Raw genomic sequence first — 25,390 nt, forward strand, 5'->3', positions numbered from 1 at the left:
CCGTTCGTGATGGACCGGGCCACGCCAGGCAGCGCGACCGTGCTTGAGGACGGCCCGGGAGAGCGCCACACGGCCGAATTCCTGCGCGTCAAAGGCCTCGCCGAGCGCGGCCTGGCCAGCGCCCAGCACCAGCTCGGCTTCATGTACGTCAACGGCCAGGCCGTGGCGCGCGACTACGAACTGGCCGTGGCCTGGTACCGCAAGGCCGCAGCGGCCGGCCTGGAGCAGGCCCAGTACAACCTCGGCGTCATGTACCAGAAGGGCCAGGGCGTTGCCCAGGACCACGCGCAGGCGCTGTACTGGTACCGCTGCGCGGCCGAGCAGGGCTATGCACCGGCCCAGTACAACCTTGGCTGGATGTTCGCCAAGGGGCAGGGCGCTCCTGTCGACGTGGCCGAAGCACTGCACTGGTTCAGCCAGGCGGCCGGCCAGGGCGACGCCGGCGCCCAGCACAACCTCGGCATGATGTTCGATGGCGGCAAGGGCGTGGCCCAGGATACCGATGCCGCCATCGACTGGTACCGCCGCGCGGCCGAACAGGGCTATGCGCGCTCGCAGTTCGCACTGGCGCTGCGCTACGACAGCGGCCAGGGCGTCGCGCGCGACCCTGCCCAGGCGCTCGACTGGCTGCGCCGCGCCGCCCAGCAGGACCACGCGCCGGCCCAGTTCAACCTCGCGCTGCGCTTCGACAAGGGCCAGGACCTGGCCCAGGACAGCGTGCAGGCGGTGCACTGGTACGAGCGCGCCGCGCAGCAGGGCCACGCCAGTTCCCAGTTCAACCTCGCGCTGATCTACGACAGCGGCCACGGCGTGCCGCGCGACGAAGCCGCCGCCCTGACCTGGTACCGGCGCGCCGCCGAACAGGGCCACGCCGCCGCCCAGGACAACCTCGGCCTGCGCTGCGAACATGGCCAGGGCGTGGAGCGCGATCCGGTGCGGGCCGCGCACTGGTACCGCCAGGCCGCCGCGCAGGGCTTGCCGTCCGCCCAGTATCACCTGGGCCAGCTCTACGACAACGGCAATGGCGTCGAACACGATCCGGCGCAGGCGGTGCACTGGTACGCCCAGGCGGCGGAACAAGGCCATTTGCGCGCCCAGTTCGACCTGGGCCTGCGTTACGAAAGTGGCGCGGGCGTGGCGCAGGATGCGGCGCGCGCCCTCGGCTGGTACCGGCGCGCGGCCGACCAGGAATACGCACCGGCCCAGCACATGGTGGGCGTGCTCCTCGACCGCATCGAGACGGGCGACCCGCGCGAAGCGGCGCACTGGTACCGCAAGGCGGCCGACCAGGGCCACGCGCTGGCCCAGTTCGCGCTGGCGCTGCGCTTCGACAGCGCCCACGGCGTCGCCCGCGACTACGAGGCTGCCCACTTCTGGTACCTGTGCGCCGCGCGCCAGGGCCATGCGCGCGCCCAGTTCAACCTGGGCGTGATGTATGCGGCCGGGCAGGGCACGCAGCGCGATTTACTCGAGGCCCATGGCTGGCTGGCGCGGGCGGCCGGCGGCGGCATTCCGGGCGCGGGACCGTACCTGAAGCGGATCACGTCGCGCATGGAGGCGGGGCAGCTGGCGATGCTGCAGGGGCATGAAGCGGCGTAGGATGGGCACTCTGTGCCCATGCGGTTGCATGCGTCGCGTCGTCGCAATTCAATACGCAGCCACTCCTTATCATCACAGGGGATAATCGCGTTTCGTTAGCGCATCGTTCCGCATGGGCACGGAGTGCCCATCCTACGAACCGCCTTTGTCCCGCCGCCGACTGCGCGCGCGCGTCGACCCTCCCCGGGCTGGTTTATACTGTGCACCCATACAGTTTCTCCATTCCGATGAAACTTTCCGACAAGCTCGAAATCCTGGCGGACGCCGCCAAATACGATGCCTCCTGCGCCAGCAGCGGGGCGCCCAAGCGTGCGTCCGATGGCAGCGACGGCGGTATCGGCGCGACCACGGGCATGGGTATCTGCCACAGCTATACGCCGGACGGGCGCTGCGTCTCGCTGCTGAAGATCCTGCTCACCAATTTCTGCGTCTACGACTGCCAGTACTGCGTCAACCGCCGTACCTCGAATGTCCCGCGTGCCCGCTTCTCGGTGGCGGAAGTGGTGAAACTCACCCACGATTTCTACCTGCGCAATTACATCGACGGCCTCTTCCTCAGTTCCGGCATCATCCAGTCGAGCGACTACACGATGGAGCAGCTCGTCGCCGTCGCGCGCACGCTGCGTGAAGTGCACAACTTCAAGGGCTACATCCACCTCAAGACGATTCCCGATGCCGACCCGCTGCTGATCGCCGAAGCGGGCCTGTATGCCGACCGCTTGTCCGTGAACATCGAGCTGCCGACCCACGACAGCGTGACGCGCCTGGCGCCGGAAAAGAACGTCCACACCATCAAACTGGCGATGGGGTCCATCCGGCGCAAGCTTGACGAAAAGGCCGAGGAGCCAAAAGCGCCGGCCTTCGCCCCGGCCGGGCAGAGCACGCAAATGATCGTCGGCGCCGACGCCAGCGACGACCAGACCATCCTGAACACGGCCGAGACCCTGTACGGCAGCTATAAACTCAAGCGCGTGTACTACTCGGCCTTCAGCCCGATTCCGCAGAGCCCCGACAGCGTGCCGCTGGCGCCGCCGCCGCTCTTGCGCGAGCACCGCCTGTACCAGGCCGATTTCCTCTTGCGCAGCTATGGTTTTACGGCGGGCGAACTGCTGCCGGCGGCCGGCAACCTGGCGCTCGACGTCGATCCGAAACTGGCCTGGGCGCTGAGTAACCGCGACCACTTCCCGATGGACCTGAACCGCGCCGACGCCGAAATGATCGCGCGCGTGCCCGGCATCGGCCTGCGCAATGCGAAACGCATCGTCGACCTGCGCCGGCTGCGCCGCATCCGCTGGGAAGATTTATCGCGCCTGCGCTGCAGCATGAAGAAGATCGCGCCCTTCGTCGTCACCGCCGACTACAAGCCGGCCCAGGGCCTGGCCAGTTCCGACCTGCTGCGGCGCCATCTGGGCGCGCCGGCGGAGCAGATGAACCTCTGGCCGGAACTCCAGGCGGCGTGAACATGGCGGCCGGTGCTGCTGCGATCGTTGCCGCCGGCCGGACGCTGGTGGTCTCCAGCTTTCCCGAGTGGCGCACGGCTGCGCGTGACCTGCTGATGCACGAGGTGGCGCCGGAACTGGTGACCTGGAACGAAGCCGGCACGCTGGGCGCCGACCTGTTCTCGGGTGCGCCCGCGCTGGATGCTTCTGACGATAATGTGCCTGCCGGGCCGGCCCCGGTGAAACCCGCACCGCACATTCCACGCGCCTTCATGGACATGCTGCAATCGGCCGCCTGCTGCCGCGTCCCCGACCGCTGGGCCTTCCTGTACCGGGTGATCTGGCGCTGGGTGCACGGCGAGCACGACGTGCAGTCGCCGGCCGACGTCGACGGCGTCAAGCTCGCGGCGATGGTGAAAGCGGTGCGCCGCGAGGAGCACGACATGCATGCTTACGTCCGTTTCCGCGAGCGCCCCGAGGAGCTCGGCCCGCCGCGCTTTGCCGCCTGGTTCGAGCCGCGCCACGACGTGCTGCCCCAGGTGGCCGAGCATTTCAAAAACCGCATGGGCGGCGTCACCTGGATGATCGGCACGCCCGAGGCGAGCGTGATGTGGGACGGCGCCACGCTGCATCACACGGGGCCATTGATGACCAGCGCGGCCGACCTGATTGATACCGGCGAAGCGCTCTGGCTGACCTATTACCGCAGCATTTTTAATCCAGCGCGCGTCAACGCCCAGCTGCTGCAAAGCCATATTCCGTCGCGCTTCTGGAAGAACCTGCCCGAGGGCGCGATCGTGCCGAACATGGTCAGCAATGCGGAACTCGGCGCGCGCAGCACCGGCCAGGCGCAAGCGGTCGGCCGCAAGAGCGGTTTTACCATCCCGATCGCCCCGGCCGATGCCCAGCCCGAGCGCCAGCAACCTTCGAAACTCGACGAATGCCGGCGCTGCGACCTGTGGCAGCACGCGACCCAGGCCGTGGGCGGAGAAGGGCCGAAGAAGGCGCAGATCATGCTGGTGGGCGAGCAGCCGGGCGACCAGGAAGACCTGGCCGGCAAGGCCTTTATCGGCCCCGCCGGCAAGCTGCTGGACCGGGTGTTTGCGGCGGCTGGTTTGGAACGGCGCGAGATCTATCTGACCAACGCCGTCAAACATTTTAAATGGGAGCCACGCGGCAAGCGGCGCCTGCACAAGACGCCGGCGCAGAAGGAAGTCGAGGCCTGCGGCTATTGGCTGGAGAAAGAACTGGCGGCAGTCCAACCGAAGGTCATCGTGGCGCTGGGCGCGACGGCCTTGAAAGCGGTGCTGGGGAGTGGCAGTGCCAAGCTGGGCGAGTCGATCGGCAAGGCGATCCGGCACGGGGAACACTGGGTCGTCACCGTCTACCACCCGTCCTACATCCTGCGCGTGCCGGATGAAGAAACCAAGCACCAGGCCTTCAATGTGATGGTCGAGGGCTTCAAGTTGGCGCAGCAGCTCCTGGCACGGCCGCCGGAAGAACCGCCGGCGTAAATCACCGGCCCGGCATCACCGCCACATCGAAGCGCACCATGTCCCCGGCGCTGACCTGGCGCGCAAGCGCCGGCGGCGTCACGGTCCCGATCGCAAAGCCCGGCTGCACCTGCACCACCGTCAGCGTGCCGACCGGCGACTCCACCGCCCCGAGCGGCACCAGTGGGTCAAGGCCATACACCTGCTGGCGCGCTTCCTGGCGGTAGATCACGAGCTGGTCTCCCGGCGCGACCGAGGAGGTGCTGCCGGCGTCGATGAAAATGCGCTCGCCCTGCACCTGCACCACGCGCGCCATGAAGGGCAGCGCCGCGATATCGGCCGAGATGGCGGCGATGCCCTGGTCGAGCGCGCGCAGGATGGCGCCGCCAAAGGGCGTGGCGGCGAAGCTGGCGCTGCCGAAGGGTTTGTCGCGCCCGACGCGGCGCTCGCCCACCTGCTCAACCAGCGCCGTGCGCCGTGCCAGCAGCACGCCGCTCAAGCCGTCGTGCACGTAGAAGGCGATCTCGATGCGGCGCGCGTCTTTCTTGACCAGGCCGTAGTAGGCCGGCTGCTCGAAATTGCCGGCGTCGAGGATCTCGCCCGAGACCACGAACTGGCTCTCGTACATCGTCGCGATGCGGCGCACTGCAACCGTGTCCGCGCTCGGCCCTTTGGCGCCGGGCGAAATCACATACGCGCTTTCCTTGCCGATGAATTTGCCGCTCGCGCTCATCCGGCGCAGCAGCTCTTGCGGCAGGCGGATGGCGATGTCGTCGACGTCGTCCAGCTGCGGCGAGCGGCGCAGGTGGAAGGGGGTGACGACGATTTTCTTCTTGTAGGCGAGGTTGACGCTGCCGCGCGGGCGCGCGTCTTCTTCCTTGACGGCGATGCGCACGTGCAGCAGCTGGCCGGTCTGCCATTCGCGCAGCACGGTGTAGCGCTCGAAATCGAAGGCCGGCTGCACGCGGCTGCTTTCCAGGGTCCGGCCGCGGGTCGAGGCGCCGCCGGCGGCGTCGACGCGGGCGCCGCTGCGTAGACCCAGCTGCTCGAGCGCGTCGCGGATGGCATTCTCGCGTGCGCGCGCCATGCCGCCCTCGGCGATCGCGGCGACGCCTTCGGCCTCGATCGGGGCCGCGCTGGCGGGAAGAGAAAAGGTCAGGAGCAGCGCCAGCATGGCGCCGCAGGCACGCCGCAAGTTAGCGGGCATGGTAGAACGAGGCGCCGTAGGCAGCGCCGGGACCGGCGTTGCCCACCATGCTGCGCGCGTTCTTCGCCACTGCCGGGGCAGCGTGCGGGGAAGGGGCTGGGGACTGGGCCGCATTGGTGTCGAAATCCATCTCCACGGTCGTCTCGTAGGTGCCGTCTTCGCGCTGGGCGACCTTGGTCACGCGCGCGCCACGGATGAAGGCGTCAATATACACCTTGAAACTGTCGTCCTTCAGCGCGAGCGAGCCAACCGTGCTGCCGCCTTCGACGCGCAGGCCGTACACCTGTTCGGCCATGGCGCGGTAGGCGTCCAGGCGCGCGGCGCGCATGGCCAGCAGCTTGCGCTGGGCCGGCGCGACGCGGTCGCACTGGCCTTCGCAGGACGCCATGTTGACGGCGCCGTAGCCGGTGGCGTTCAGGGTGACGATTGTCGATGGCGCAGCCGGGGCGGGCGTGGTGGTGATGCGCACGGTGCCGCATGCAGACAGCAGCGAGGCGGCGGCAAGGACGAGGGCAGCAACGAGTTTCATGACGGGTCCGGTAATCAAAGTGCAGGCGCGCGGAAAGGCGCGCTATCCTTCTGGATAACGGCCGCGGCCGCCGGATCTTGATGGACGTACGGAAATATTTATCCTGTAAATCCGCAAAATCGCTACTGGATTAGCGGCGTGTCAAGGTTTTCGAAGCTGCTTTGACAAGCTTTCGGTTCAGGACGAGGACAGCACGAACTGGTTACCGTCCGGGTCCTTCATGATCGCGAACTCGCCCCAGGGCTGCTTTTGCGGCGGCGAGACGAATTCGACGCCGCGGGCCGAGAGCTGGCGGTAGGTCGCCTCGACGTCGTCGCAGGCGAGCGAACCGTTGAACTGGCTGCCGATGCGCTCTTCCTGGCCGGGCGGCGTGAACAGCACGAAGCGCGTTTCCGAGGAACCGACGCGCAGTTCGATCCAGCGCTGCGGGCCGAAGGGCTGGTCGGTGATCACGCGAAAGCCCAGCTTCTCGGTATAGAAGGCGAGCGCCACGTCCTGGTCGCGGGTCGGGATGCTGACGAATTTGATGTGGGTGATCATGGGTGCTCCATAAGTGAATGGCGGCATTCTCGCACGGCGCCTGCCTCACCTATAATCACCATGACTATACTCTTGGTGATGCCAGTGACGACCTTCGATCCCTATGTGCTTGACGTCTTGATGCCCGACCTGGTCGGCCACGAACATTCTCCTTCCTCCTTTCTGATCTACGTTTATCTGTCGCACCGGATCGAGGCCGCGGGCGGACGCGCCGTGCAGCTCAGCTATGCGACGATGGCGCTCGATACCGGGCTGTCGCGCATCACCGCGCAGCGCGCCATCGCCTTGCTGTTGCGCCGGCAACTGCTCAGCGCCACGAGCGTGTCGCGCACCTCGGTGCCAAGCTATCTGGTGCTGCGTCCCTGGGCGGCGCGCAAGCGACCCGCTGACGCTACCCGGGACGCATGAGTTATCAGGCATGCATATGGCTCTTGTAACATCTTGTTTCTTGCTTATATCGCTTAACGGCAACACAATATCCTTCAGCTAATAACCAGAAGGATGTCGCCATGTTGAAACGCATCGTCTCCGCAGTGATCCTGTGCGGCCTGAGCATGCCTGCCTGGTCGCAGACCGAGGCACCCGCCACCGCGCAGGCGGAGGCGCCCGAGATCGTGGAGGAAGTGCCGCAGACGGTGCTGGTTTCCGGCAGCCGCCCGGGTCCGGGCCTGTGGAAGGTATCGAAAGGCGACAACGTGATGTGGGTGTTCGGCGCCTACTCTCCGCTGCCAAGCAAGATGGAATGGCGTTCGCGCGACATCGAGAAGATCATCGCCAATTCCCAGGAATACCTGAAGGCGCCGGGGGCGAGCTTCGGCGTCGGCTGGGGCGCCATCACCGCCTTGCCCTTCCTGATCGGTATCAAGAAAAATCCCGATGGTGAACTGAAGAATCTGGTGTCGCCGGAGGTGTATGCACGCTGGCAACCGATGAAGCAAAAGTATTTTGACGGCGACGACGGCGTCGAGCGCGATCGCCCGTCCATCATTGCCGCCCAGCTGACGAGCCGCGCCCTGAAAGAGGCGGGCTTGACCGGTGGCAGCGAGCTCATCAAGACAATCGACAAGATCGCCGAAAAACACGGGGTCAAGGTCACCAACGCCTCGGTGCAACTTCAGATCAAGGACCCGGTCAGTGCGGTGCGCGAATTCAAGAAGTCGCCCATGGATGACGTGCCGTGCCTGGTCAAGACGATCGAGCGCCTGGAAACTGAACTGGACCTGATGCGCGCACGCGCGAATGCCTGGGCCGTCGGCGAGATCGACGAGATCCGCAAACTGAACTACGAAGACCGCGCCGCCTGCCAGCAGGCATTGACCAGCAGTTCGCTTGCCAGGAACCAGCCCGAATTCAAGACCTTGTCCGAACGCGCAACGACCGCCTGGGTAGCCGCCGCCGAAAAGGCGCTGGCCGCGAATGCCAGCACCTTCGCGGTGGTGCAAATCCGCGAGATTTTCGACCCGAAAGGCGTGATTGCCACGCTGCAGGCCAAAGGGTATACCGTGGAAGCACCGAAATAAGGAAGCCGACGATGTTCAAGCACGTATTACCTGTCCTCACCCTGGTTTGCCTGGGCCTGCCCGCCTGGGCACAGACCGAAGCGCCCGCCGCGCCGGCAACCGCGGCAAGCGCGCCCGCCGCGCCGACGATGGACGATGGCGAGGCGATCCCGCAAACCATCCTCGTGTCCGGCAGCCGCCCGGGGCCGGGCTTGTGGAAGGTCTCGAAGGACGGTCACGTCATGTGGGTATTCGGCGTGTATTCGCCGCTCCCGGCGAAGATGGAGTGGCGCTCCAGCAAGGTAGAGAAGGCGATCGCATCCTCGCAGGAATACCTGAAGCCGCCGGGCGTCTCGCTCGAGGTCGGCTTTGGCGCCATTACTGCGGTACCCTTCCTGATCGGCATCAAGAAAAATCCGGACGGCGCCGAGCTGAAAGACGTGCTGCCGCCGGAGCTGTACGCGCGCTGGCAGCCTTTGAAGGAAAAATACTTCAGCAATGACAGCGGCATCGAGCGCGAGCGTCCCACCTTCGTCGCCGGCGAACTGTACAGCCGCGCGCTGAAGCAGGCCGGGCTCTCGGGCGGCGACGAGGTGCGCATCAAGGTCGGCAAGCTCGCCGAAAAGCACAACCTGAAGTTCACCGATGCCACCTACCGCGTCGCCATCAAGGATCCGGGCAAGGCCGCGCGCGATTTTAAAAAATCGGCCATGGACGATGTGCCTTGTCTGCTGAAAACGATTGAAAGCCTCGACACCGACGTCGAGGTCATGCGTTCCTATGCCAATGCCTGGGCGAACGGGGAGCTGGACGAAATCCGCAAGCTGAACTTCACCGACCGGGCCAATGCCTGCGTCCACGCGCTGGGTACGGGCTCGCTGGGCAAGAATCAGCCTGAACTGAAAACCGCGCAGGAGACGTCGCTGGCGCAATGGGTGGCCGCCGCCGAAAAGGCGCTCGCCACCAACGCGAGCACGTTTACGGTGGTGCACATCAAGGAGATTTTCAATCCGAAGGGCGTGATTGCCACGCTGCAGGCGAAGGGGTATACGGTCGAGGCGCCGCAGTAGCGGCTTGTCACTGTCGGGCAAAACCGCGTAGAATGCGGCCAGATGCGGGTGTAGCTCAATGGTAGAGCAGAAGCTTCCCAAGCTTACGACGAGGGTTCGATTCCCTTCACCCGCTCCAATGAAAAGATGGCGCACAGCGCACGTGTTGGACATACAGAAAAGCCCTTGAATCGACCAAGGGCTTTTTTTCGTTCCGACGCAGCGCAGCCTAGGTGATGACGGTTGCTGGGTCGGCAAACTCCGCGGCTTTCTTCTGCTTGCGCAACGCCCATTTTTCGTTCAGGTAAAGCCGCAGCGGATTCTCAAGGCAATAAAACGAAACGGCTCCGCAAGCGAGCGCGCCAATCACTGCCGGCGCGAGCGGCATCTGGTGCTTTACATAGGCCTGGTAAAAAGGTTGTTGCCAGAGGTAGAGCGAGAACGAGCAGGTGCCGAACCAGCACAGCACTTTAGAGGACAGGACTTTCAGAATCATGGCAGGCGCCTGCGCGAGATGGTTGATCGAGTAGGCGAGCAGGAGCGGAGCGAGCGTGTACTTCAGGGCCGGGATTGCGGATCCCAGCCACGCAAAAAGCCAGTAGCAGATGACCGCTATCGCCAATACGAGCATGGGCAAGGGCGGCCATGGGTGTTTCAGCCAGGCGAATCGCGTATGGGTGAGCGTAATGCGGTATGCAGCAGCTGCCAGCAGCCCGAGGGCTGCAGCTTCGCTGCGACGATGCCAGGGACTCGCGCCTTCGGGTGGGCGTACTGGATAGTAGAGTGTAAAGAATATAACGACCAGGACACTCAGCCACAGAAAGACCAGGGAAGCATTCTTTCGCCCGAGCGCGCGCACGACGAGCGCGCCGACAGCTAAAAATACGTAGCTGTGTTCCTCAACGTTCAGCGACCACATGTGGCCGATCTGCCATGTCCCTGCATTGATGCTGACGTCGGCCGGGAAATAGGTTCGGGCAAACATGAGCGTTGACAGGAACTCGTCAACCGGTACCGCGTAAGCCCTGGATTGCAAGGTCGCCGCGTAGACGGCCATCAAGATGACGAAGACGACAAAGGTTGGAAGCACCCGACTGAATCGTCGGGCGAAGAAGTCCTTCAGGGGCACTTCTTTGATGAACAGGAGCCCACCCATGAGGTAGCCGGACAGGACGAAAAAGAGCTGGACACCGAAGTTGCCCGCCCATTTAAAAATGTCTTGTTGAAAGTGCGCGAAAAGGACGACGACGATAGCGAGGCCACGCCAGCCGTCAAGATAAGCGAGATGCGGCGTGTTGTTCTGATTCATCTTTTTCCCCGGATCTATTATTTCAACATGGTAATAGATTTCCAGAACGAAAACTTCATGCAAGCTCGATCTGTTGGGTTTACGTTGAATCACTACTGATCACTTCATGCTAAAACGGCAGCGGCCCATCCTTCCCCGACGCCGGCAGCGAAATATCGATCTCCTGGAATTCCAGCGTCTCGAGCTGCAGCAAGGCCAGCAATTCCCCCGTCTGGAACGGCGCGTAGGCCCGAAAACCATTTGGCTCGACCGAGACCAGCATGACAGGTTGAAACGGGAAATGTTCCGCCACTTTTTTTAACACCGGTTCCGCCGCACCTTTCACCGTCAGCGTCGAGTCGACGATCGCCACGACAATGGGCGAGCCGTGCGGTGCGAATTGCGTGACGCGAATCCGCATCAGATGCGGTCGCTTTCCTTGCGCACGACGCGGCCGATGATCAGGCAGGTGTCGCTCTCGCAGGCGCGGCGGTAATAGGTGCGCTGGTCCGGGTTGTCGGAGGCCAGCCACCAGCGCCCGCCATCCTTCTGCATGCGCTTGACGACGGGCTCGCCATTGAAGTTCACCGCGAACACCTCGCCCACGGCCGGCTTCTTGTCGGCGGTATTGATGACGACGATATCGTCTTCGTACAGCGTCGGCTCCATGCTCTCGCCCTTGACGAGGATGGCAATCAGGCTGGCCGGGTTCAGGCGCTTGCGCTCGACCCAGTCGCGGCGCATGCCGACCGTGCCGCCGTCGTGCTCTTCCGGCTCGGTCTGGAAGCCCGTGACGCCCGCGGAGAGGCGCAGCTTGACCATCGGCACCTGAATAAACGTGGAGTCGGTGGCGTCGGCGACGACCACGCGCATGGCGCCGGGGAAGAGCTCGACCGGGTCGCTGCCGCGCAAGCCCTCGATCAGGACGGCGGGCAGGCTTTTACCCGTGACCTTGGCGATCGCCAGCATTTGCTGCAGGTTGGGGCTGTGTTTTTCGGTCTCCCAATGCGAAATATTCGCCTTGGTATGGCCGCGCACCGTGCCGAGCTCGAAGGCCAGTTTCGTGCCCAGCGCTTCGCCCGACAGGCCGGCATCGCGGCGGGCCTCCTTGATCCAGTTGGCAATCATCGTTTTGAGTTCCATCGTGAAAGTGTATAGCAAATCTACACACGCGAGTATAGAAAATCTTGACCAATAAGTATAGTATAACTATACCGCGGTTGATTTAACTCAACGACACGAGGAATGGAGACAGGTAATGAAATACAAGATTTTGGAATTCCCGAACATGGCGGCCGTGTTCGCATCGCTCGGTACGGCGCTCACGCTCGAGCGCGTCGGCGTAGCCATCGGCATCGCCAGCGGCGTCGTGACGCTGGCCCTGAACGTGTTCTACATGCTCAGGAAAGATGCGCGCGAACAGCGCCAGGCCGAGCTGGCCATCCGCGAGGCCGAGGCACGGCTGGCGGCCTCTGGCGGGACAGTCAAACGTGCCGCTATTGAATCCTCATCCAAACTGTGATGACATGGCGTGTCAGCTGGTCAGCAGCCTTGAATGGGAGTGAGCGTGCAGGATATTTTCAATGAACGCAGGATGCTGTTACGCGCCATGCTCGCCGCAAGCGGCATTGCCATGTGCGGCCCGCTGCTTGCGGCGCCGGGCCCGCTCCTCACGCGCCCGGTTCCCTCGTCCGGCGAAGCCTTGCCCGTGGTCGGGCTGGGCAGCTGGATCACCTTCAATGTCGGCGAGGATCCCGCCGCGCGCGCCAGGGCAACCGAGGTGGTGCGCGCCTTTTTCGACGCTGGCGGCCGCCTGATCGATTCGTCGCCAATGTACGGTTCGGCCCAGGCCACCATCGGCCATGCGCTAGCGCAATTAAAACAGCCGAAGGCGCTGTTCTCGGCCGACAAGGTCTGGATCGGTGCCGGCGCCCGCGGACCGGCCCAGATCGAGGCCTCGCGCGGGTTCTGGGGCGTGCCGCGCTTCGATTTGCTCCAGGTGCACAACCTGCTGGCCTGGGAAGAGCACCTGCGCACGCTGCAAGGCCTGAAAGCAGCAGGACGCCTGCGCTATGTCGGCATCACCACCTCGGAGGGCCGGCGCCACGGCGAACTCGTCAAGATCATGGAAGCCCAGCCGCTCGACTTCGTGCAAATCAGCTACAACGTGCTCGATCGGGAAGTGGAGGAGCGCATCCTGCCGCTGGCGCGCGAGCGGCGCATTGCCGTGATCGTCAACCGGCCATTTCGCCAGGGCGATCTCACCGAGGCGCTTGCCGGCAAACCTTTACCTGGCTGGGCGGCGGAGATCGGCTGCACCAGCTGGGCCCAGGCTTTACTCAAATTCATCGTGTCGCACCCCGCTGTGACCTGCGCCATCCCGGCCACCTCGAACCCGGCCCACGCGCGCGAAAACATGCTCGCCGCGCGCGGCCCGCTGCCCGACCAGGCCCTGCGCCAGCGCATCGCCAGCGACGTAAAGCGGCTCACATGAGCGAATGGTGGACCTACACCTTGTCGGACCTGCTGATGTTTTCAAAGGCGACCTATTTTCGCCTGTTCGAACTGCACAACCTGGCGCTGTGGCCGGGCCAGGTGCTGGCGCTGGCCGCCGGCATCGCCTTGTTCGCCTGCCTGTGGCTGGGCGGCGCCAGGGCCGGACGCAGCGCCGCGCTCCTGCTGGCTATTGCCTGGCTGTATGTGGCCTGGGGCTATTTTGCCCAGCGCTACGCGACAATCAACACCGCGGCGCCGTTCTTTGCGCTCGGGTTTGCGGCGCAGGCCGTATTGCTGCTGTGGCTGGCAAGCCGGCGCCAGGCGCCGCGGCTGACGGACGCCGTCGGCTCGCTGGGCAAGCTGGCCCTGGGCATTGCCCTGGTGGCGCTGGTGATCTATCCGCTGCTGGCGCCCCTGGGCGGGCGCCCGTGGACGCAAGCCGAACTGTTCGGCCTCGCGCCGGACCCGACGGTGGCATTGACCCTGGCCGCCTTGCTGCTGTGGCGGGCGCACTGGCTGCTGTGGATCCTGCCGCTGCTGTGGTGCGCGCTCAGCAGCGCGACGCTGATGGAATTGCGCTCGGGGCAAGCCTGGGTGCTGCCCTTGTCGGCATTGCTCGCGGCCGGCGCATGGTGGCTCGCTGCCACCCGCGCCCACAAGTAGCGACGAACAATGGCCCCATGGCTGCGTTGCATCGTCTCGCCGTACTAGCGTACTGTCTTCGACGGTGCGCCTTGCCCTGGGGCCATTGTTCGCCGCTACGGTAATTACGAACCGAGCAGGTCGCCCTCCCTAAACGCCTTCTCGCCCGCAATCTTGCAAACGTGCATACCGCGCAGCAAGTGGCGGTGCGCCGTGCTCGCGAAGAACACGCCGGCGTGTTTCGGCCGCACCGGCGTCACCTCGCCGGTCACCGGGTTGACGATCTCGGCCACGGTTTCCTCGGCCTCGACCCGGTCGCCCAGTTTTTTCCGGAAGACCAGCACGCCGGAGTGGGGCGCGAACAGCGGCTCGACCGCCTCGAGCGGTGTCGGGGCGCACAGCGCTGCCGGCAGCGGCGTGACTGGCATATCCAGCACGCCATTCATTGCCAGGTATTGCAGCAGTGCCGCGGCATCGGGCTTGGCCAATTCATAGCGCACGTCGCTCTCGCCGCGCAGCTCGACCGTGATCGCCACGCCGGCCGGGGGAATCGCGACCTCGGGACCAAAATGATCGGCCAGCTCCCACCACAGGCGCGAACACGCTTCGTCGAAGGGCTCGCCGCCCGACTCGCGCGCCAGCAGCAGCGCGTGTGCGCCCATCAGGTCTGCCAGCGGCTGCACGGCCTCGGCCAATGGCTCGCCGCAGTACATGTGCAGCACGGCTTCGTTGTCGCAATGCAGGTCGAGCATGATGTCGGCGTCGATCGCCATGGTCAGCAGGGTTTTTTTCAGCAGTGCGCCACTCGTGTTCGGCTCCCAGCTGTCGAGCGACTCGCGGGCGTGCGCGCGGATCAGGGCGACGTTAGCTGCGGCATCCCGGCCCAGCTTGCCTTCCAGCGATTTCTTGAGGTCGGCCGCTACATGTTTATAGGCGCGATTGAAATTCACGCCGGTGGACAGATCGTAGCGGCCGAAGGGCGTGCCGTGGATGGTCTGCGACAGGCCGATCGGGTTGGCGGCCGGCACCAGGATGATCTCGCCCTTGATCCGGCCTTCGGCGTCGAGCCGGTCCAGTTCCTGGCGCAGGAAATGGGCGACCAGCATCGCCGGCACTTCGTCCGCGTGCAGCGAGGCCTGGATGTACACCTTCTTGCCGGCACCTGGCCTGCCGTAGTGGAAAGAGGTGAGCTGAAACGTCGCGACATTGTCTTCGATCGCGATCGGGTGTTTGGTCGAATGCACGGCGGGGCCTCGGCAGTATTGGCGTGGAAACGTCGATTATCGCGCAGATTGCCTTCTTGACCACACACCGGTGCAGCCGGCGCCACAGGCGGTTCTATCAGGTAATGTCGCGGAAACGGTAGGCTATAATGTCCGCCGTTCTTTCCTCACTCCTATTCCTCATGTCCGCAGACACTCCCGACAACGGCCCGGCCCGTACGATGCTTTACGACCCGCTTGACCACCGCATCCGCAGTTTCGTCACCCGCGCCGGCCGCCTGTCGACGGGACAGGCGCGCGGGCTCGAGGAATTCGGGCCAGCCTTCCTGGTTCCGTACAAGAAAGCGATGCTCGATTACACCGCCGCCTTCGGGCGCGCGGCGCCGACCATCCTCGAAATCGGTTTCGGCATGGGCGACACCACGGCGCACATTGCGCGCCAAATGCCCGAGAAAAATTTTATCGGCGTCGAAGTGCACACGCCGGGCGTCGGCAGCCTGTTGAAACAGATCGGCGAGCAGGACATCGCGAATTTGCGCCTGATCCAGCACGACGCCTTCGAGGTGCTGAACCACATGATCCCCGACGGCTCGCTGGCCGGCGTGCACGTGTATTTCCCGGACCCCTGGCACAAGGCACGCCACAACAAGCGCCGCCTGATCCAGCCGGCTTTCGTGAAACTGCTGTGCGAGAAACTGGCGACCGGCGGCTATATCCACCTGGCGACGGACTGGGAAGATTACGCGGTGCAGATGCTCGACGTGCTGGGCGCCGAGCCTGCATTGGAGAACACGGCCGAGGGTTATGCGCCGCAGCCGGCCTACCGGCCGCTGACCAAGTTCGAGAACCGTGGTCTGAAACTCGGGCACGGGGTGTGGGACTTGGTGTTCACGAAGAAGTAAGCACGTAGGGTGGGCACTCCGTGCCCACGCGAAACGCCGATTGATGTTGGCCTTGTTATCGCGCGGCCGCATGCGAAAGAAAACGCCTCCAAATGATCATTTGGAGGCGTTTTCTTTTTGCGTAGGGTTCAACAGAGGCCTGTGCCAACATGACGCAAATTTCGGCGTGGGCACGGAGTGCCCACCCTACGGTAGAGCCGGCCGCAGCAGGCCGTCACACCATCTCATTGATGATGCCGACAATATCATCCCCATACGACACCAGCTTCTTCTCGCCCACACCCGTCACGCCACGCAATTGATCCAGCGAGGTCGGCTTCACCTTGGCGATCTCGCGCAGCGTCGCATCCTGGAACACGACATAGGCCGGCACGCCGTGCTCGCGCGCGCTGCCCATGCGCCAGGAGCGCAGACGCTCGAAGATCGCCTGTTCGGATTTCGACAGCTCGAGTTCGTCGTAACCCTTCGATGCGGAAACCGAGGCGCGCTTCGGCTTGACCGGCTTCTGGTACTGGCGCAATTGCACCTTCTGCCCGCCTTTGAGTACAGGCCGCGCAGAGTCGGTCAGTTTCAGCGATTGGTAGGATTCGTGGTCGACCGTCACCAGCCCCAGCGCAATGGTCTGACGCACGATCGCGCGCCATTCCTGCTCGCCGAGGTCGTTGCCGATGCCGTACACGGACAGGGAATCGTGATGCCACTGGCTGATGCGGTCGGTCTGGATGCCGCGCAGGACGTCGATCACGTGGCCGGCGGCAAAGCGCTGGTCGACCCGGTAGATGGTCGACAACAGCTTTTGCACCGGCACGGTCGCATCAAAACTGATCGGCGGAATCAGGCAGGTATCGCAATTGCCGCAAGGACCCGAGCGCTCGCCGAAATAGTCGAGCAGGCGCATGCGCCGGCAGGACAGGGTTTCGCACAGGCCGAGCATGGCATCCAACTTCACCCCCAGCACGCGCTTGAAGGTTTCGTCGGCTTCGGATTCGGCGATCATCCGGCGCTGCAGCACCACGTCCTGCAGCCCATAGGCCATCCAGGCGCTGGCGGGTCCGCCGTCGCGGCCGGCGCGGCCCGTTTCCTGGTAATAGCCCTCGATACTTTTCGGCAGGTCCAGGTGGCAGACGAAACGCACGTCCGGTTTGTCGATGCCCATGCCGAAGGCGATCGTCGCCACCATCACGATGTTTTCTTCGCGCAGGAAACGCGCCTGGTGGTCGGCACGCTTCGCGTATTCCATGCCGGCGTGATACGGAAGCGACCGGATGCCGTTTTCGTTCAGGAATTCGGCCGTCTCTTCGACTTTTTTACGCGACAGGCAATACACGATGCCGGAGTCGCCCGGATGCTCGGTGCTGATGAAATCGAGCAGCTGCTTGCGGCCGGTCGTTTTCTCGACGATCGAATAGCGGATGTTCGGGCGGTCGAAGGACGAGACGAATTTACGGGCATCGTCCAGTTGCAGGCGGTGCGCGATTTCGTCGCGCGTCTGCTGGTCGGCCGTGGCCGTGAGGGCGATGCGCGGCACGTCGGGGAACTGCTCGTGCAGGATCGACAGCCGGATGTATTCCGGGCGGAAATCGTGGCCCCATTGCGACACGCAGTGCGCTTCGTCGATCGCGAACAGCGAGATGCGCGAATCGTGGAACAGATCCAGGCAGCGCTGCGTCATCAGGCGCTCGGGCGCCACATACACGAGGTCGATTTCCCCGGTGCGCACCAGGCGCTCGATGCGCAGGGTTTCTTCGAAGGTCTGGGTCGAGTTCAGGAAAGCGGCGCGCACGCCGACTTCCTCCAGTGCATCGACCTGGTCCTGCATCAGCGCGATCAGCGGCGAGACGACCACGCCCACGCCCTCGCGCAGGAGCGCCGGGATCTGGTAGCACAGCGACTTGCCGCCGCCGGTCGGCATCAGGACCAGGGCGTCGCCGCCGCTGGCGACGTGATTGACGATGTCGGCCTGCTGCCCGCGGAAAGCGGGGTAACCAAAGACGGTCTCTAGCAGGTGAAGCGCGCGCGCTTCCAGTTCGGTGGTCATGGGATTGCTTTCGGCTTATTCCGCCCAGTGCACCAGGTCGTAATGCGCGGTGACGAGCACGATGATGCCGAACACAATACGGTACCAGGCGAAGATCGTGAAGCCGTGCGAACTGATGTAGCGCAGGAGCCAGCGCACACAGAGGAAGGCCGAGATGAAGGCGGACAGGCCGCCGAGGCCGAACATCGGCAGGTCGGCCACCGACAGCAGAGCCCGTTCCTTGTAGACCGAGTACGCGGTCGCGCCCAGCAGGGTCGGAATGGCGAGGAAGAAGGAGAATTCGGTGGCGGCTTTACGCGACAGGCCGAACAGCATGCCGCCGATGATGGTCGCGCCCGAGCGGCTGGTGCCGGGAATCAGGGCGAAGGCCTGGGCGCAGCCGATTTTCAAGGCGTCGAGCAGGGTCATCTCGTCGACGGTTTCAACGCGCGAAGCGTGCGGCAGCCCTTTCGGCACTCCCTTCGGCTTGCGCTCGACCCACAGGATCACCAGTCCGCCGATGATGAAGGCGAGTGCGACCGGCACCGGCTTGAACAGTTCAGCCTGGATCGCACTGGCGAAAATCAATCCCAGCACGGCGGCCGGGAGGAAGGCGACCACCACGTTGGCCACGAATTTCTGCTGGCGCCGCTCGGTCAGCAGGCCGCCAAACACGCGCGCCAGGCGCTCGCGGTATTCCCAGATCACGGCCAACATGGCGCCGGCCTGGATCGCGATCTCGAACACTTTGACTTTGTCGCCAGTGAAGTTAAGGAGGCTGCCCGCCAGGATCAGGTGACCGGTAGAAGAGATCGGCAGAAACTCGGTAAAGCCCTCGACCAGGCCCATGATGATCGCCTTGATGGCGAGAAGAATATCCATGAATTGCTTTATCTCATAATGCAGGAGTGCGGGATGGAAGAAGGATGCAGGCGTCGCGTAGCGGCGAAGCTTACCACGAGCGGGGGGCGCACCGCTGAGTCAGGCAGCGGCGAGGCCCCCATTTCATGCAAGAGAAATTGAGCTTCTGCCATGTTTTTTGTGGCGGTGCTGATGACGTGCACGATATCGCGGCGAAGTGCGTCACGGCGCGATTGTGCGTGCTAGACTCAATCCATGAATCACTCTGCCGCTCAACAATGAGTATTGTTGCAATCCTGGTCTTGCTGGCGGTTGCATGGTCCGCCCTTGCCATCGGACAAATCCCCAATCCTTTCCGTGCCCGGCCCTCTCAGGTCCGTCTCTGGCGCCGCGCTTTTCCTTCGGCCTCCAAACGCCAGATCGGCGAATTCCTCGCCCTGTTCTCCGACGCCTTTTCTTTCCGCGCCACCGAAACCCAGAAGTTCCGTCCCGACGATCAATTGCTCGGCGTGTACCGCGCCCTGAATCCGGCCAGGTGGATCCCGGAAGCCAAGGAAGTCGAGCGCCTGGCGAAAGAACTGCGCAACCGCTACGGCGTGGCGCTGGCCGACATTTGGGACGAACGCATGACGCTGGGCGCGCTGTTTGCGCATGTGCAGCAGAAGAAGCAGGGCACGGGACATCACGGCGCTGCCTGACGTGCGGCTGGGGTGGGGCTGTTGCCTGTGACGCTATTGGTGTTTTGAATCCGCGTGGGCACAGGTGCCCACCCTACGAAATTGGCACCGGGTTCGGCCTTCGGCCTCGAGGCCAAGGGCCGAGCCAGCGGCCTGATCCGTAGGGTGGGCATTCATGCCCACGCGGATTCAGAACACCAATAGCGGCACAGGCAACAGCCCCACAAACCTCAAACAATCACCCCGGCGCCGTCGCCCGCTCCAGCGCATCCAGCCACAGCATCGCCTGCCCGCGATCATTCCCGCACATCTCCATCGACGGCTGCAAGCCCCCACAAAACGCCGGCCGTTCCGGCTTGCCGAACACGCGGCAGCGATTGTCCTCATCGAGTTGCACGCAACGCACGCCAGCCGGCTTGCCGTTGGGCATACCGGGAATCGGGCTGGTAATGGAGGGGGCGGTGCAGCAGGCACCACAGTGGTCGCGGCAGTTCATCGGGCAGGGCGGGGGAAGAGGACCGCGCAGTATATCGCGCGCATGGCGGCGCCACCAGCGGCAAGGCGGCCAGGCGCGCGTCTTTACAGGCAGGGGCGCAGACGAAGCCTGCTTGACTACCCCCGAGCCCGGGTCTATATTCGATAACTTAATATCAAGTTGTCGGACAGAAGCATGGAATGCCCTTTTGACACCAAGCCGCGCTGGGAGCGCCGCAAGGATGCTCGTCCACATGAACTGCTGGCGGCGGCGATCGATCTCTTCGTCGAACGTGGCTTTGCCTCGACGCGCCTGGAGGACGTGGCGCGCCGCGCCGGCGTCTCGAAAGGCACCCTGTACCTGTATTTCGAGAACAAGGAAGAGCTGTTCAAGGCGGTCGTGCGCAACAGCATCGTGCCCGTGATCGGCGAGGCCGAATCCTCGGTCGCCGAATTCCAGGGCCATAGCGCTGACCTCCTGCAGAACGTGATGATGGCCTGGTGGGAACGGATCGGCGCCAACAAGGTGTCGGGCATCGTCAAGCTCGTCACTGCCGAGGCGGGCAATTTCCCCGAGCTGGCCAAGTTTTACCAGGATGAAGTCATCAATCGCGGCACGCGCATGATTTCCAGCATGCTCGAACGGGGCATTGCGCGCGGCGAGTTCCGGCCGGTAAACGTCACCCAGATGACCCGGGTCCTGATTGCACCGATGCTCATGCTCGTCACCTGGAAGCATTCGATCGGTCCCTGCGAACGCGGCGAGCTCGAGCCCCTGGCCTTCCTCTCCACCTTCCTCGACATGGCCTTGCACGGACTGTTGCCGGCGGCCGCTATGGCTGAGCCGGCGGCGGCATGACGGCAGGCTTCGCCGTAGCGCCGGATTCCCGGCGTTCACCCCCCTTAAACTGCAGACTGTCGCAATTTCGCGCGATCTGGCGTCCGTCCCGATAAGATTGCTTCCTGAGAGCGGGCGTGTTTGCCTATTTCACACGCTCTGAGACAGTTCAACGATAAAATATCGGATTATTTCTTTCTCACCGAGTAACAAGATGAATATCGAACAAGCCCGCTTTAACATGATCGAACAGCAGATCCGCCCTTGGAACGTGCTGGACCAGGACGTGCTCGACCTGCTGCATGTCGTCAAGCGCGAACAGTTCGTGCCGCAGGCCTATGGCAACCTGGCCTTTGCCGACGTGGAAATCCCACTCCCGGGTGGCGAGACGATGTTCAACCCGAAGATCGAAGCGCGCATCCTGCAGGAACTGAACATCAAGAAGGACGAGAACGTGCTGGAAATCGGCGCCGGCTCGGGCTACATGGCCGCCCTCATGGCGCACAAGGCGCGTCACGTGACCACCGTCGAGATTTCTCCGGAAATCAAGGCGCTGGCCGAGCAGAACCTCGCCAGAGCCGGTGTCCAGAACGTCACCGTGGTCGAGGGCAATGGCGCCAATGGCTGGGAAAAGGATGCGCCGTATGACGTGATCGTCATCTCGGGCGGCCTGGAAAACATGCCGGACACCTTCCTCAAGCAATTGAAGGTGGGCGGGCGCATCGTCGCCATCGTCGGCCAGGCGCCGGCCATGCAATGCGTGCTGGTGACGCGCGTGTCGGAAGCTGCCTACGACACCGTGACGGTGTTCGAGACCAACGTCAAGATGCTGTCGGGTGCACCGGTCGTGTCGCGCTTCACGTTCTGAGGATCGAACGATGCAGCACATGACCGCGCTTGAACTGGCCGAGCGCCTCGCCGACCCGGCGCAGCCACGCCCGCTCTTGCTCGACGTGCGCGAGAACTGGGAATTCGCCACCTGCCATATCGCGGGCTCGACCCAGATCCCGATGCACCTGGTCCCGATCCGCGCCGGCGAATTGCCGGACGATCAGGACATCGTCTGCATCTGCCACCACGGTGCGCGCAGCATGCAGGTAGCCGCTTTCCTCGAGCGTAACGGCTTCGAGAACGTAACGAATTTAACGGGCGGAATACACGCCTGGGCCCTGCAGGTCGATCCGGCAATGCCGAAGTACTGACCTGTTTTCCATACTTTTGATGACTCCGACGGAGACCGCAATGCAGAAATCCCTCATCGCCGTGCTGCTGGCCAGCGCTTTCGTGTCGCTCAATGCGCACGCGATCGACCTGATCCAGGTGTACCAGCAGGCCCTGGCCAACGACGCCACCTATGCCAGTGCCCGCGCTTCGCTGGCGGCGGGACGGGAACGCGTTACCCAGGGGCGGGCAGGGTTGCTGCCGACGGTCGGCCTGTCGGGTTCGACGATCAAGAACGACAGCGAATTTACGCCGTTCAATGAAGGCGAGACCGTGGTCGTGGGCGGCGTCCCGACCGTGGTGCGCACCGGCGGTTCGAACCTGACCACCAGCGAATACACGCTGGCGCTGAGCCAGCCGCTGTTCCGCTGGGACCGCTGGCAGACTTATGAGCAGAGCAAGCTGGCGCAGGCCATTGCCGAAGCCCAGTTCGCGCAGGCCCAGCAAGACCTGATCACGCGCGTGGCGCAAGCCTATTTCGACGTGCTGTCGGCCCAGGACACGCTCGAATCGACGCGCGCCCAGAAGAGCGCCGTGACCGAGCAGCTGGCCTCGGCCAAGCGCAACTTCGAGGTCGGCACCCAGACCATCACCGATACCCACGAAGCGCAGGCCGCGTACGACCTGGTCGTGGCGCAGGAATTCGCCGCGGTAAACGACCTGGAAAACCGCCGCACGATGCTGCAGATGATCATCGGCGCCGAGCCGGGCACGCTGGCGCCGCTGCAAAGCGGCGTCACGCTGGCGCCGCCGCAGCCGGCCGTGGTCGATCCTTGGGTGTCGTCGGCTGAAAACCAGAACTACGGCGTGACGGTGTCGCAGCTGTCGCTCGAGTCGGCCATGCGCGACATCAAGCGCAACCGCGCAGGCCACCTGCCGACGCTCGACCTGGTCGCCGCCTCGACGCACCGCGACACCGGCGGCCGCATCGCGAACGCCTCGGGCGAAAACCGCAACAATTCGATCGGCGTGCAGTGGTCGGTGCCGATCTTCAACGGCTTTGCCGTCACCAGCCGCGTGCGCGAATCGATCGCGCTGGAAGACAAGGCGCGCAACGACCTCGAAACCACGCGCCGCAACGCGGCCCTGCAGGCACGCCAGGCCTTCCTCGGCGTGAACAGCGGCCTGGCGCAAGTGAAGGCGCTGCAGGCGGCGGAAGTGTCGAGCCAGTCGGCGCTGGAATCGAACAAGCTCGGTTACCAGGTCGGCGTGCGCATCAACATCGACGTCCTGAACGCCCAGCGCCAGCTGTACTCGACCCGCACCGATCTGGCGCGCGCCCGCTACAACACGATCCTGAACGGCCTGCGCCTGAAAGCGGCTTCGGGCTCGTTGCGCGAAGCCGATCTGGTGCCGGTGAACAATCTGCTGCAGAAATAATCGTGCACATAAAATTTGCATCCTGAGCCCGGGATGCAAATAAAAAACGGCGCCTGTTCAGCTCGAACAGGCGCCGTTTTTTCGTTGGCGCGCCTCATTGACGCGGACGCAGCAAGCCCAGTCCGCCATTCGTGCGCACGACAATGGCGCCATCGTCGGCTACCGCCAATGAGGCCACCAGCACCACCCCCTTCGGCAAGTCTTTCACGCGATCGTTGAGGTCGACCAGGCCATAGGCTTCGGTCCAGGCAATTGCGTGCTGGCTGCTGGCCGCCGGATCGACCGAGGAGCCCACCACCAGGCCGGCCTGGTTGATGGCGACCGCGTCCGAGAAGCGGCTGCCGCCCAGCGTGCCGAGTTCGCGCAGCGTCGTGCCGTCGTGCAGGAAGGCAATCTGGCGCGCATCGCGGTAGTACACGTAGCCGACCGTCCAGCCGCCGGCATTGATGGCCCGCGCTTCCGCACCCTGGGCGTCCGCAGGCAGGCCGAGGTCGTGCATGGTGCCGCCGTCGAAGCGGAAGGCGCGCAGGTCGCCGCCCGCATCGCGCGAATAGCCGACCACTTGCCCGGCGTCGTTGATGTCCTGCGCCAGCGAACTATGGGACAGCGTACCGAGGTCCTGGATCGGGGTGCCGGTGCGGGCATCGTAGAGGAAAGCGTGGTACCAGGCATCTCCCGGGCCATAGGCATACCCGGCTACCTGGCCGGTATTGTTGACGGCCAGCGAGAACGAGCTCGAGCCGCCGAAGGTGCCGAGATCGCGCATCGCCGCCCCATCGTGATAGAAGGCATGCCACTGGCCGCCGGCGGTGGCCGCCCAGCCGGCCACCTTGCCGCAGGTATTGATTGCGTTACCGTAGGAGTCAAGCCCGTCCAGTGTGCCGAGGTCGTGCAGGCTGCCGTCGTAGAGAAAGGCGTGCGGCAGCCCGTCCGGGGTCGTGGCCCAGCCGGCCACGTGGCCGCAGCGCGATACCGAAAACGCCCGCGCGCCATTCCCGCCGAAACTGCCGAGATCGATATTCGTCTTGCCATTGTAGAAGAAGGCGCGCGTGTTGCCCGCTGCGTCCCACGAGGTGCCGGCCACCAGCCCACCGTTGGCAATGCCCTGGCGCACCACGTCGCCGTAGACGATGCCGGGCAGGCCGAGCGGCGTGTAGTCGTATAGCGGACTGCGGTCGGCGTGCGGCGGCGGCTCAACCGGCGGCCTGGGGCCGGGATGGCCGCCACCGCCACCACCGCCGCCGCCGCAGGCGGCAAGCATGCCCGCCAGCGCGCATGCCGCGATCGCGTGACGGGGGAGGGAAGTTGCTGTTACCGAACGGGTAGAGAACATGGCGCGCTCCATTGACGAGTTGACGGTTCAGTCTAGAACTGGGCTCGTGCGTTCGTTCCCTCATTGTAGAGTTTGCTTAACGTCGGTCAAACGGATCGTTGACGAGGTGTAATAACGGGAAAAAGCTTCTGAAAAGAAAACGGCGCCGCAGCGCCGTTTCTTGATCTGGATGCGTCCCCGTCGAGGACTTAGCTGCTCAAGCCGCCTGGAACGCCATCATCCTTGCGCTGGATGAACTCGATCTTGTAGCCATCCGGATCGGTCACGAAAGCAATCACGGTCGAGCCACCCTTGACCGGGCCCGGTTCGCGCGTGATGTTGCCGCCGGCGGCGCGCACGGCGTCGCAGGTGGCGTAGATGTCCTCGGCAGAAATGGCGATATGGCCATAGGCGGTGCCCATGTCATAGCTGTCGGTGCCGTAGTTGTAGGTCAGCTCGAGTTCGGCGTGGTCCGGGTTGCTGCCGTAGCCGACGAAGGCCAGCGTGTACTTGTATTCGGGATTGTCGCTGGTGCGCAGCAGTTTCATGCCGAGTACCTTGGTGTAGAAGTCGATCGAACGCTGCAGGTCGCCGACGCGGAGCATGGTGTGCAGGAAGCGCATGGGAGTGGTCTTTCTGATGAAATCGAAAACGGCAATTTTATGCGGTCAGGCGATTCCTTGCCGGACGCGGCGGTTAATGCC

Annotated in this window: 27 protein-coding genes and 1 tRNA gene; 16 read left to right on the forward strand and 12 right to left on the reverse strand. The window is 64.2% G+C overall.

All coding sequences use genetic code 11. The annotated features are described in order from the left end of the window. The first annotated feature begins 9 nt into the window (after positions 1–9). From NMB41_RS01775 to NMB41_RS01785, 3 genes are all read left to right on the forward strand, one after another. Positions 10–1,599, forward strand: a complete 1,590-nt coding sequence (locus NMB41_RS01775) for an SEL1-like repeat protein (protein WP_494380780.1) — start codon at positions 10–12, stop codon at positions 1,597–1,599. 227 nt (positions 1,600–1,826) lie between these two features. After that, a complete protein-coding gene (locus NMB41_RS01780; protein ID WP_494380781.1) occupies positions 1,827–3,059 on the forward strand; it encodes a putative DNA modification/repair radical SAM protein in 1,233 nt (410 codons plus the stop codon). Positions 3,060–3,061: 2 nt separating this feature from the next. Further along, a complete protein-coding gene (locus tag NMB41_RS01785; protein WP_494380782.1) occupies positions 3,062–4,552 on the forward strand; it encodes a UdgX family uracil-DNA binding protein in 1,491 nt (496 codons plus the stop codon). Position 4,553: 1 nt separating this feature from the next. Here NMB41_RS01785 and NMB41_RS01790 read toward each other — a convergent pair whose 3' ends face one another. The 3 genes from NMB41_RS01790 to NMB41_RS01800 form a co-directional block, all read right to left on the reverse strand. Next, positions 4,554–5,738 (reverse strand): flagellar assembly protein T N-terminal domain-containing protein, encoded by a 1,185-nt coding sequence (locus NMB41_RS01790; RefSeq protein WP_494380783.1) that lies wholly within the window; start codon positions 5,736–5,738, stop codon positions 4,554–4,556. Then, a complete protein-coding gene (locus tag NMB41_RS01795; protein WP_494380784.1) occupies positions 5,728–6,267 on the reverse strand; it encodes an LPP20 family lipoprotein in 540 nt (179 codons plus the stop codon). Before NMB41_RS01795 ends, NMB41_RS01790 begins: the two co-directional genes overlap by 11 nt. Positions 6,268–6,444: 177 nt before the next feature. Continuing rightward, a complete protein-coding gene (locus NMB41_RS01800) occupies positions 6,445–6,807 on the reverse strand; it encodes a VOC family protein (RefSeq protein ID WP_494380785.1) in 363 nt (120 codons plus the stop codon). Positions 6,808–6,867: 60 nt separating this feature from the next. On the opposite strand from NMB41_RS01800, the gene NMB41_RS01805 reads away from it, so the two are divergent. From NMB41_RS01805 to NMB41_RS01820, 4 genes are all read left to right on the forward strand, one after another. Beyond that, positions 6,868–7,215, forward strand: a complete 348-nt coding sequence (locus NMB41_RS01805) for a hypothetical protein (protein ID WP_494380786.1) — start codon at positions 6,868–6,870, stop codon at positions 7,213–7,215. Positions 7,216–7,316: 101 nt separating this feature from the next. Continuing rightward, on the forward strand, positions 7,317–8,327 hold the full coding sequence (locus NMB41_RS01810) for a TraB/GumN family protein (RefSeq protein ID WP_494380787.1): 1,011 nt from the start codon (positions 7,317–7,319) through the stop codon (positions 8,325–8,327). An 11-nt stretch (positions 8,328–8,338) separates the two neighbouring features. Next, entirely contained in the window at positions 8,339–9,376 is a 1,038-nt protein-coding gene (locus tag NMB41_RS01815) for a TraB/GumN family protein (protein ID WP_494380788.1), read from the forward strand. A 44-nt stretch (positions 9,377–9,420) separates the two neighbouring features. After that, positions 9,421–9,494 (forward strand) — tRNA-Gly (locus NMB41_RS01820). Between the two features lie 90 nt (positions 9,495–9,584). Here NMB41_RS01820 and NMB41_RS01825 read toward each other — a convergent pair. From NMB41_RS01825 to NMB41_RS01835, 3 genes are all read right to left on the reverse strand, one after another. Then, positions 9,585–10,664 (reverse strand): acyltransferase family protein, encoded by a 1,080-nt coding sequence (locus NMB41_RS01825; protein WP_494380789.1) that lies wholly within the window; start codon positions 10,662–10,664, stop codon positions 9,585–9,587. A 109-nt stretch (positions 10,665–10,773) separates the two neighbouring features. Then, the gene (locus NMB41_RS01830; protein WP_494380790.1) at positions 10,774–11,064 is read right to left on the reverse strand and encodes a hypothetical protein; all 291 of its coding nucleotides are present in this window, start codon (positions 11,062–11,064) and stop codon (positions 10,774–10,776) included. Beyond that, on the reverse strand, positions 11,064–11,786 hold the full coding sequence (locus NMB41_RS01835) for a S24 family peptidase (RefSeq protein WP_494380791.1): 723 nt from the start codon (positions 11,784–11,786) through the stop codon (positions 11,064–11,066). The genes NMB41_RS01830 and NMB41_RS01835 overlap by 1 nt, the downstream gene beginning before the upstream one ends. 115 nt (positions 11,787–11,901) lie before the next feature. Here NMB41_RS01835 and NMB41_RS01840 point away from each other — a divergent pair, with 115 nt between their 5' ends. The 3 genes from NMB41_RS01840 to NMB41_RS01850 all read left to right on the forward strand — a co-directional run bounded on the left by NMB41_RS01840 (position 11,902) and on the right by NMB41_RS01850 (position 13,802). Then, positions 11,902–12,165, forward strand: a complete 264-nt coding sequence (locus tag NMB41_RS01840; protein ID WP_494380792.1) for a hypothetical protein — start codon at positions 11,902–11,904, stop codon at positions 12,163–12,165. A gap of 72 nt (positions 12,166–12,237) precedes the next feature. Further along, on the forward strand, positions 12,238–13,137 hold the full coding sequence (locus NMB41_RS01845) for an aldo/keto reductase (protein WP_494380793.1): 900 nt from the start codon (positions 12,238–12,240) through the stop codon (positions 13,135–13,137). Beyond that, positions 13,134–13,802, forward strand: coding sequence for a DUF6064 family protein (locus NMB41_RS01850; RefSeq protein ID WP_494380794.1), 669 nt, complete (start codon positions 13,134–13,136; stop codon positions 13,800–13,802). The genes NMB41_RS01845 and NMB41_RS01850 overlap by 4 nt, the downstream gene beginning before the upstream one ends. A gap of 104 nt (positions 13,803–13,906) precedes the next feature. Here NMB41_RS01850 and NMB41_RS01855 read toward each other — a convergent pair whose 3' ends face one another. Then, on the reverse strand, positions 13,907–15,025 hold the full coding sequence (locus NMB41_RS01855; protein WP_494380795.1) for a succinylglutamate desuccinylase/aspartoacylase family protein: 1,119 nt from the start codon (positions 15,023–15,025) through the stop codon (positions 13,907–13,909). 200 nt (positions 15,026–15,225) lie between these two features. Here NMB41_RS01855 and trmB point away from each other — a divergent pair, with 200 nt between their 5' ends. Beyond that, positions 15,226–15,906 carry a tRNA (guanosine(46)-N7)-methyltransferase TrmB gene (gene trmB / locus NMB41_RS01860; RefSeq protein ID WP_494382916.1) on the forward strand — a complete coding sequence of 227 codons (681 nt, stop codon included), beginning with the start codon at positions 15,226–15,228 and terminating at the stop codon, positions 15,904–15,906. A gap of 214 nt (positions 15,907–16,120) precedes the next feature. On the opposite strand, the gene recQ is transcribed toward trmB, so the two are convergent. Both recQ and NMB41_RS01870 read right to left on the reverse strand, forming a co-directional pair. After that, on the reverse strand, positions 16,121–17,944 hold the full coding sequence (gene recQ / locus NMB41_RS01865) for a DNA helicase RecQ (protein WP_494380796.1): 1,824 nt from the start codon (positions 17,942–17,944) through the stop codon (positions 16,121–16,123). Between the two features lie 15 nt (positions 17,945–17,959). Then, complete coding sequence (locus NMB41_RS01870; protein WP_494380797.1) at positions 17,960–18,805, reverse strand: undecaprenyl-diphosphate phosphatase; 846 nt, start codon at positions 18,803–18,805, stop codon at positions 17,960–17,962. Positions 18,806–18,930: 125 nt separating this feature from the next. Here NMB41_RS01870 and NMB41_RS01875 point away from each other — a divergent pair, with 125 nt between their 5' ends. Beyond that, a complete protein-coding gene (locus tag NMB41_RS01875) occupies positions 18,931–19,482 on the forward strand; it encodes a hypothetical protein (RefSeq protein WP_494380798.1) in 552 nt (183 codons plus the stop codon). Between the two features lie 217 nt (positions 19,483–19,699). Here NMB41_RS01875 and NMB41_RS01880 read toward each other — a convergent pair whose 3' ends face one another. Beyond that, positions 19,700–19,957 (reverse strand): YkgJ family cysteine cluster protein, encoded by a 258-nt coding sequence (locus NMB41_RS01880; protein WP_494380799.1) that lies wholly within the window; start codon positions 19,955–19,957, stop codon positions 19,700–19,702. A 174-nt stretch (positions 19,958–20,131) separates the two neighbouring features. Here NMB41_RS01880 and NMB41_RS01885 point away from each other — a divergent pair, with 174 nt between their 5' ends. From NMB41_RS01885 to NMB41_RS01900, 4 genes are all read left to right on the forward strand, one after another. Then, a complete protein-coding gene (locus NMB41_RS01885; RefSeq protein ID WP_494380800.1) occupies positions 20,132–20,794 on the forward strand; it encodes a TetR/AcrR family transcriptional regulator in 663 nt (220 codons plus the stop codon). Between the two features lie 193 nt (positions 20,795–20,987). Further along, a complete protein-coding gene (locus NMB41_RS01890; protein WP_494380801.1) occupies positions 20,988–21,641 on the forward strand; it encodes a protein-L-isoaspartate O-methyltransferase family protein in 654 nt (217 codons plus the stop codon). A 10-nt stretch (positions 21,642–21,651) separates the two neighbouring features. Continuing rightward, positions 21,652–21,975, forward strand: a complete 324-nt coding sequence (locus NMB41_RS01895) for a rhodanese-like domain-containing protein (RefSeq protein WP_494380802.1) — start codon at positions 21,652–21,654, stop codon at positions 21,973–21,975. A 40-nt stretch (positions 21,976–22,015) separates the two neighbouring features. Next, entirely contained in the window at positions 22,016–23,374 is a 1,359-nt protein-coding gene (locus NMB41_RS01900) for a TolC family outer membrane protein (protein WP_494380803.1), read from the forward strand. 94 nt (positions 23,375–23,468) lie between these two features. Here NMB41_RS01900 and NMB41_RS01905 read toward each other — a convergent pair whose 3' ends face one another. Together NMB41_RS01905 and gloA are read right to left on the reverse strand one after the other, a co-directional pair. Then, positions 23,469–24,707, reverse strand: a complete 1,239-nt coding sequence (locus NMB41_RS01905) for a hypothetical protein (protein WP_494380804.1) — start codon at positions 24,705–24,707, stop codon at positions 23,469–23,471. Between the two features lie 188 nt (positions 24,708–24,895). Next, complete coding sequence (gene gloA, locus NMB41_RS01910; protein ID WP_494380805.1) at positions 24,896–25,309, reverse strand: lactoylglutathione lyase; 414 nt, start codon at positions 25,307–25,309, stop codon at positions 24,896–24,898. Between the last annotated feature and the right edge of the window lie 81 nt (positions 25,310–25,390).

It is taken from the genome of Massilia sp. FBCC-B171, from assembly GCF_059134155.1.

Excerpts from the sequence above, each read along its gene's own strand:
- NMB41_RS01775 (WP_494380780.1), top strand. The coding sequence starts at position 10 with ATGGACCGGGCCACGCCAGGCAGCGCGACCGTGCTTGAGGACGGCCCG.
- NMB41_RS01780 (WP_494380781.1), top strand. The coding sequence starts at position 1,827 with ATGAAACTTTCCGACAAGCTCGAAATCCTGGCGGACGCCGCCAAATAC.
- NMB41_RS01785 (WP_494380782.1), top strand. The coding sequence starts at position 3,062 with ATGGCGGCCGGTGCTGCTGCGATCGTTGCCGCCGGCCGGACGCTGGTG.
- NMB41_RS01790 (WP_494380783.1), bottom strand. The coding sequence starts at position 5,738 with ATGCCCGCTAACTTGCGGCGTGCCTGCGGCGCCATGCTGGCGCTGCTC.
- NMB41_RS01795 (WP_494380784.1), bottom strand. The coding sequence starts at position 6,267 with ATGAAACTCGTTGCTGCCCTCGTCCTTGCCGCCGCCTCGCTGCTGTCT.
- NMB41_RS01800 (WP_494380785.1), bottom strand. The coding sequence starts at position 6,807 with ATGATCACCCACATCAAATTCGTCAGCATCCCGACCCGCGACCAGGAC.
- NMB41_RS01805 (WP_494380786.1), top strand. The coding sequence starts at position 6,868 with ATGACTATACTCTTGGTGATGCCAGTGACGACCTTCGATCCCTATGTG.
- NMB41_RS01810 (WP_494380787.1), top strand. The coding sequence starts at position 7,317 with ATGTTGAAACGCATCGTCTCCGCAGTGATCCTGTGCGGCCTGAGCATG.
- NMB41_RS01815 (WP_494380788.1), top strand. The coding sequence starts at position 8,339 with ATGTTCAAGCACGTATTACCTGTCCTCACCCTGGTTTGCCTGGGCCTG.
- NMB41_RS01825 (WP_494380789.1), bottom strand. The coding sequence starts at position 10,664 with ATGAATCAGAACAACACGCCGCATCTCGCTTATCTTGACGGCTGGCGT.
- NMB41_RS01830 (WP_494380790.1), bottom strand. The coding sequence starts at position 11,064 with ATGCGGATTCGCGTCACGCAATTCGCACCGCACGGCTCGCCCATTGTC.
- NMB41_RS01835 (WP_494380791.1), bottom strand. The coding sequence starts at position 11,786 with ATGGAACTCAAAACGATGATTGCCAACTGGATCAAGGAGGCCCGCCGC.
- NMB41_RS01840 (WP_494380792.1), top strand. The coding sequence starts at position 11,902 with ATGAAATACAAGATTTTGGAATTCCCGAACATGGCGGCCGTGTTCGCA.
- NMB41_RS01845 (WP_494380793.1), top strand. The coding sequence starts at position 12,238 with ATGCTGTTACGCGCCATGCTCGCCGCAAGCGGCATTGCCATGTGCGGC.
- NMB41_RS01850 (WP_494380794.1), top strand. The coding sequence starts at position 13,134 with ATGAGCGAATGGTGGACCTACACCTTGTCGGACCTGCTGATGTTTTCA.
- trmB (WP_494382916.1), top strand. The coding sequence starts at position 15,226 with ATGCTTTACGACCCGCTTGACCACCGCATCCGCAGTTTCGTCACCCGC.
- recQ (WP_494380796.1), bottom strand. The coding sequence starts at position 17,944 with ATGACCACCGAACTGGAAGCGCGCGCGCTTCACCTGCTAGAGACCGTC.
- NMB41_RS01870 (WP_494380797.1), bottom strand. The coding sequence starts at position 18,805 with ATGGATATTCTTCTCGCCATCAAGGCGATCATCATGGGCCTGGTCGAG.
- NMB41_RS01875 (WP_494380798.1), top strand. The coding sequence starts at position 18,931 with ATGCAAGAGAAATTGAGCTTCTGCCATGTTTTTTGTGGCGGTGCTGAT.
- NMB41_RS01880 (WP_494380799.1), bottom strand. The coding sequence starts at position 19,957 with ATGAACTGCCGCGACCACTGTGGTGCCTGCTGCACCGCCCCCTCCATT.
- NMB41_RS01885 (WP_494380800.1), top strand. The coding sequence starts at position 20,132 with ATGGAATGCCCTTTTGACACCAAGCCGCGCTGGGAGCGCCGCAAGGAT.
- NMB41_RS01890 (WP_494380801.1), top strand. The coding sequence starts at position 20,988 with ATGAATATCGAACAAGCCCGCTTTAACATGATCGAACAGCAGATCCGC.
- NMB41_RS01895 (WP_494380802.1), top strand. The coding sequence starts at position 21,652 with ATGCAGCACATGACCGCGCTTGAACTGGCCGAGCGCCTCGCCGACCCG.
- NMB41_RS01900 (WP_494380803.1), top strand. The coding sequence starts at position 22,016 with ATGCAGAAATCCCTCATCGCCGTGCTGCTGGCCAGCGCTTTCGTGTCG.
- NMB41_RS01905 (WP_494380804.1), bottom strand. The coding sequence starts at position 24,707 with ATGTTCTCTACCCGTTCGGTAACAGCAACTTCCCTCCCCCGTCACGCG.
- gloA (WP_494380805.1), bottom strand. The coding sequence starts at position 25,309 with ATGCGCTTCCTGCACACCATGCTCCGCGTCGGCGACCTGCAGCGTTCG.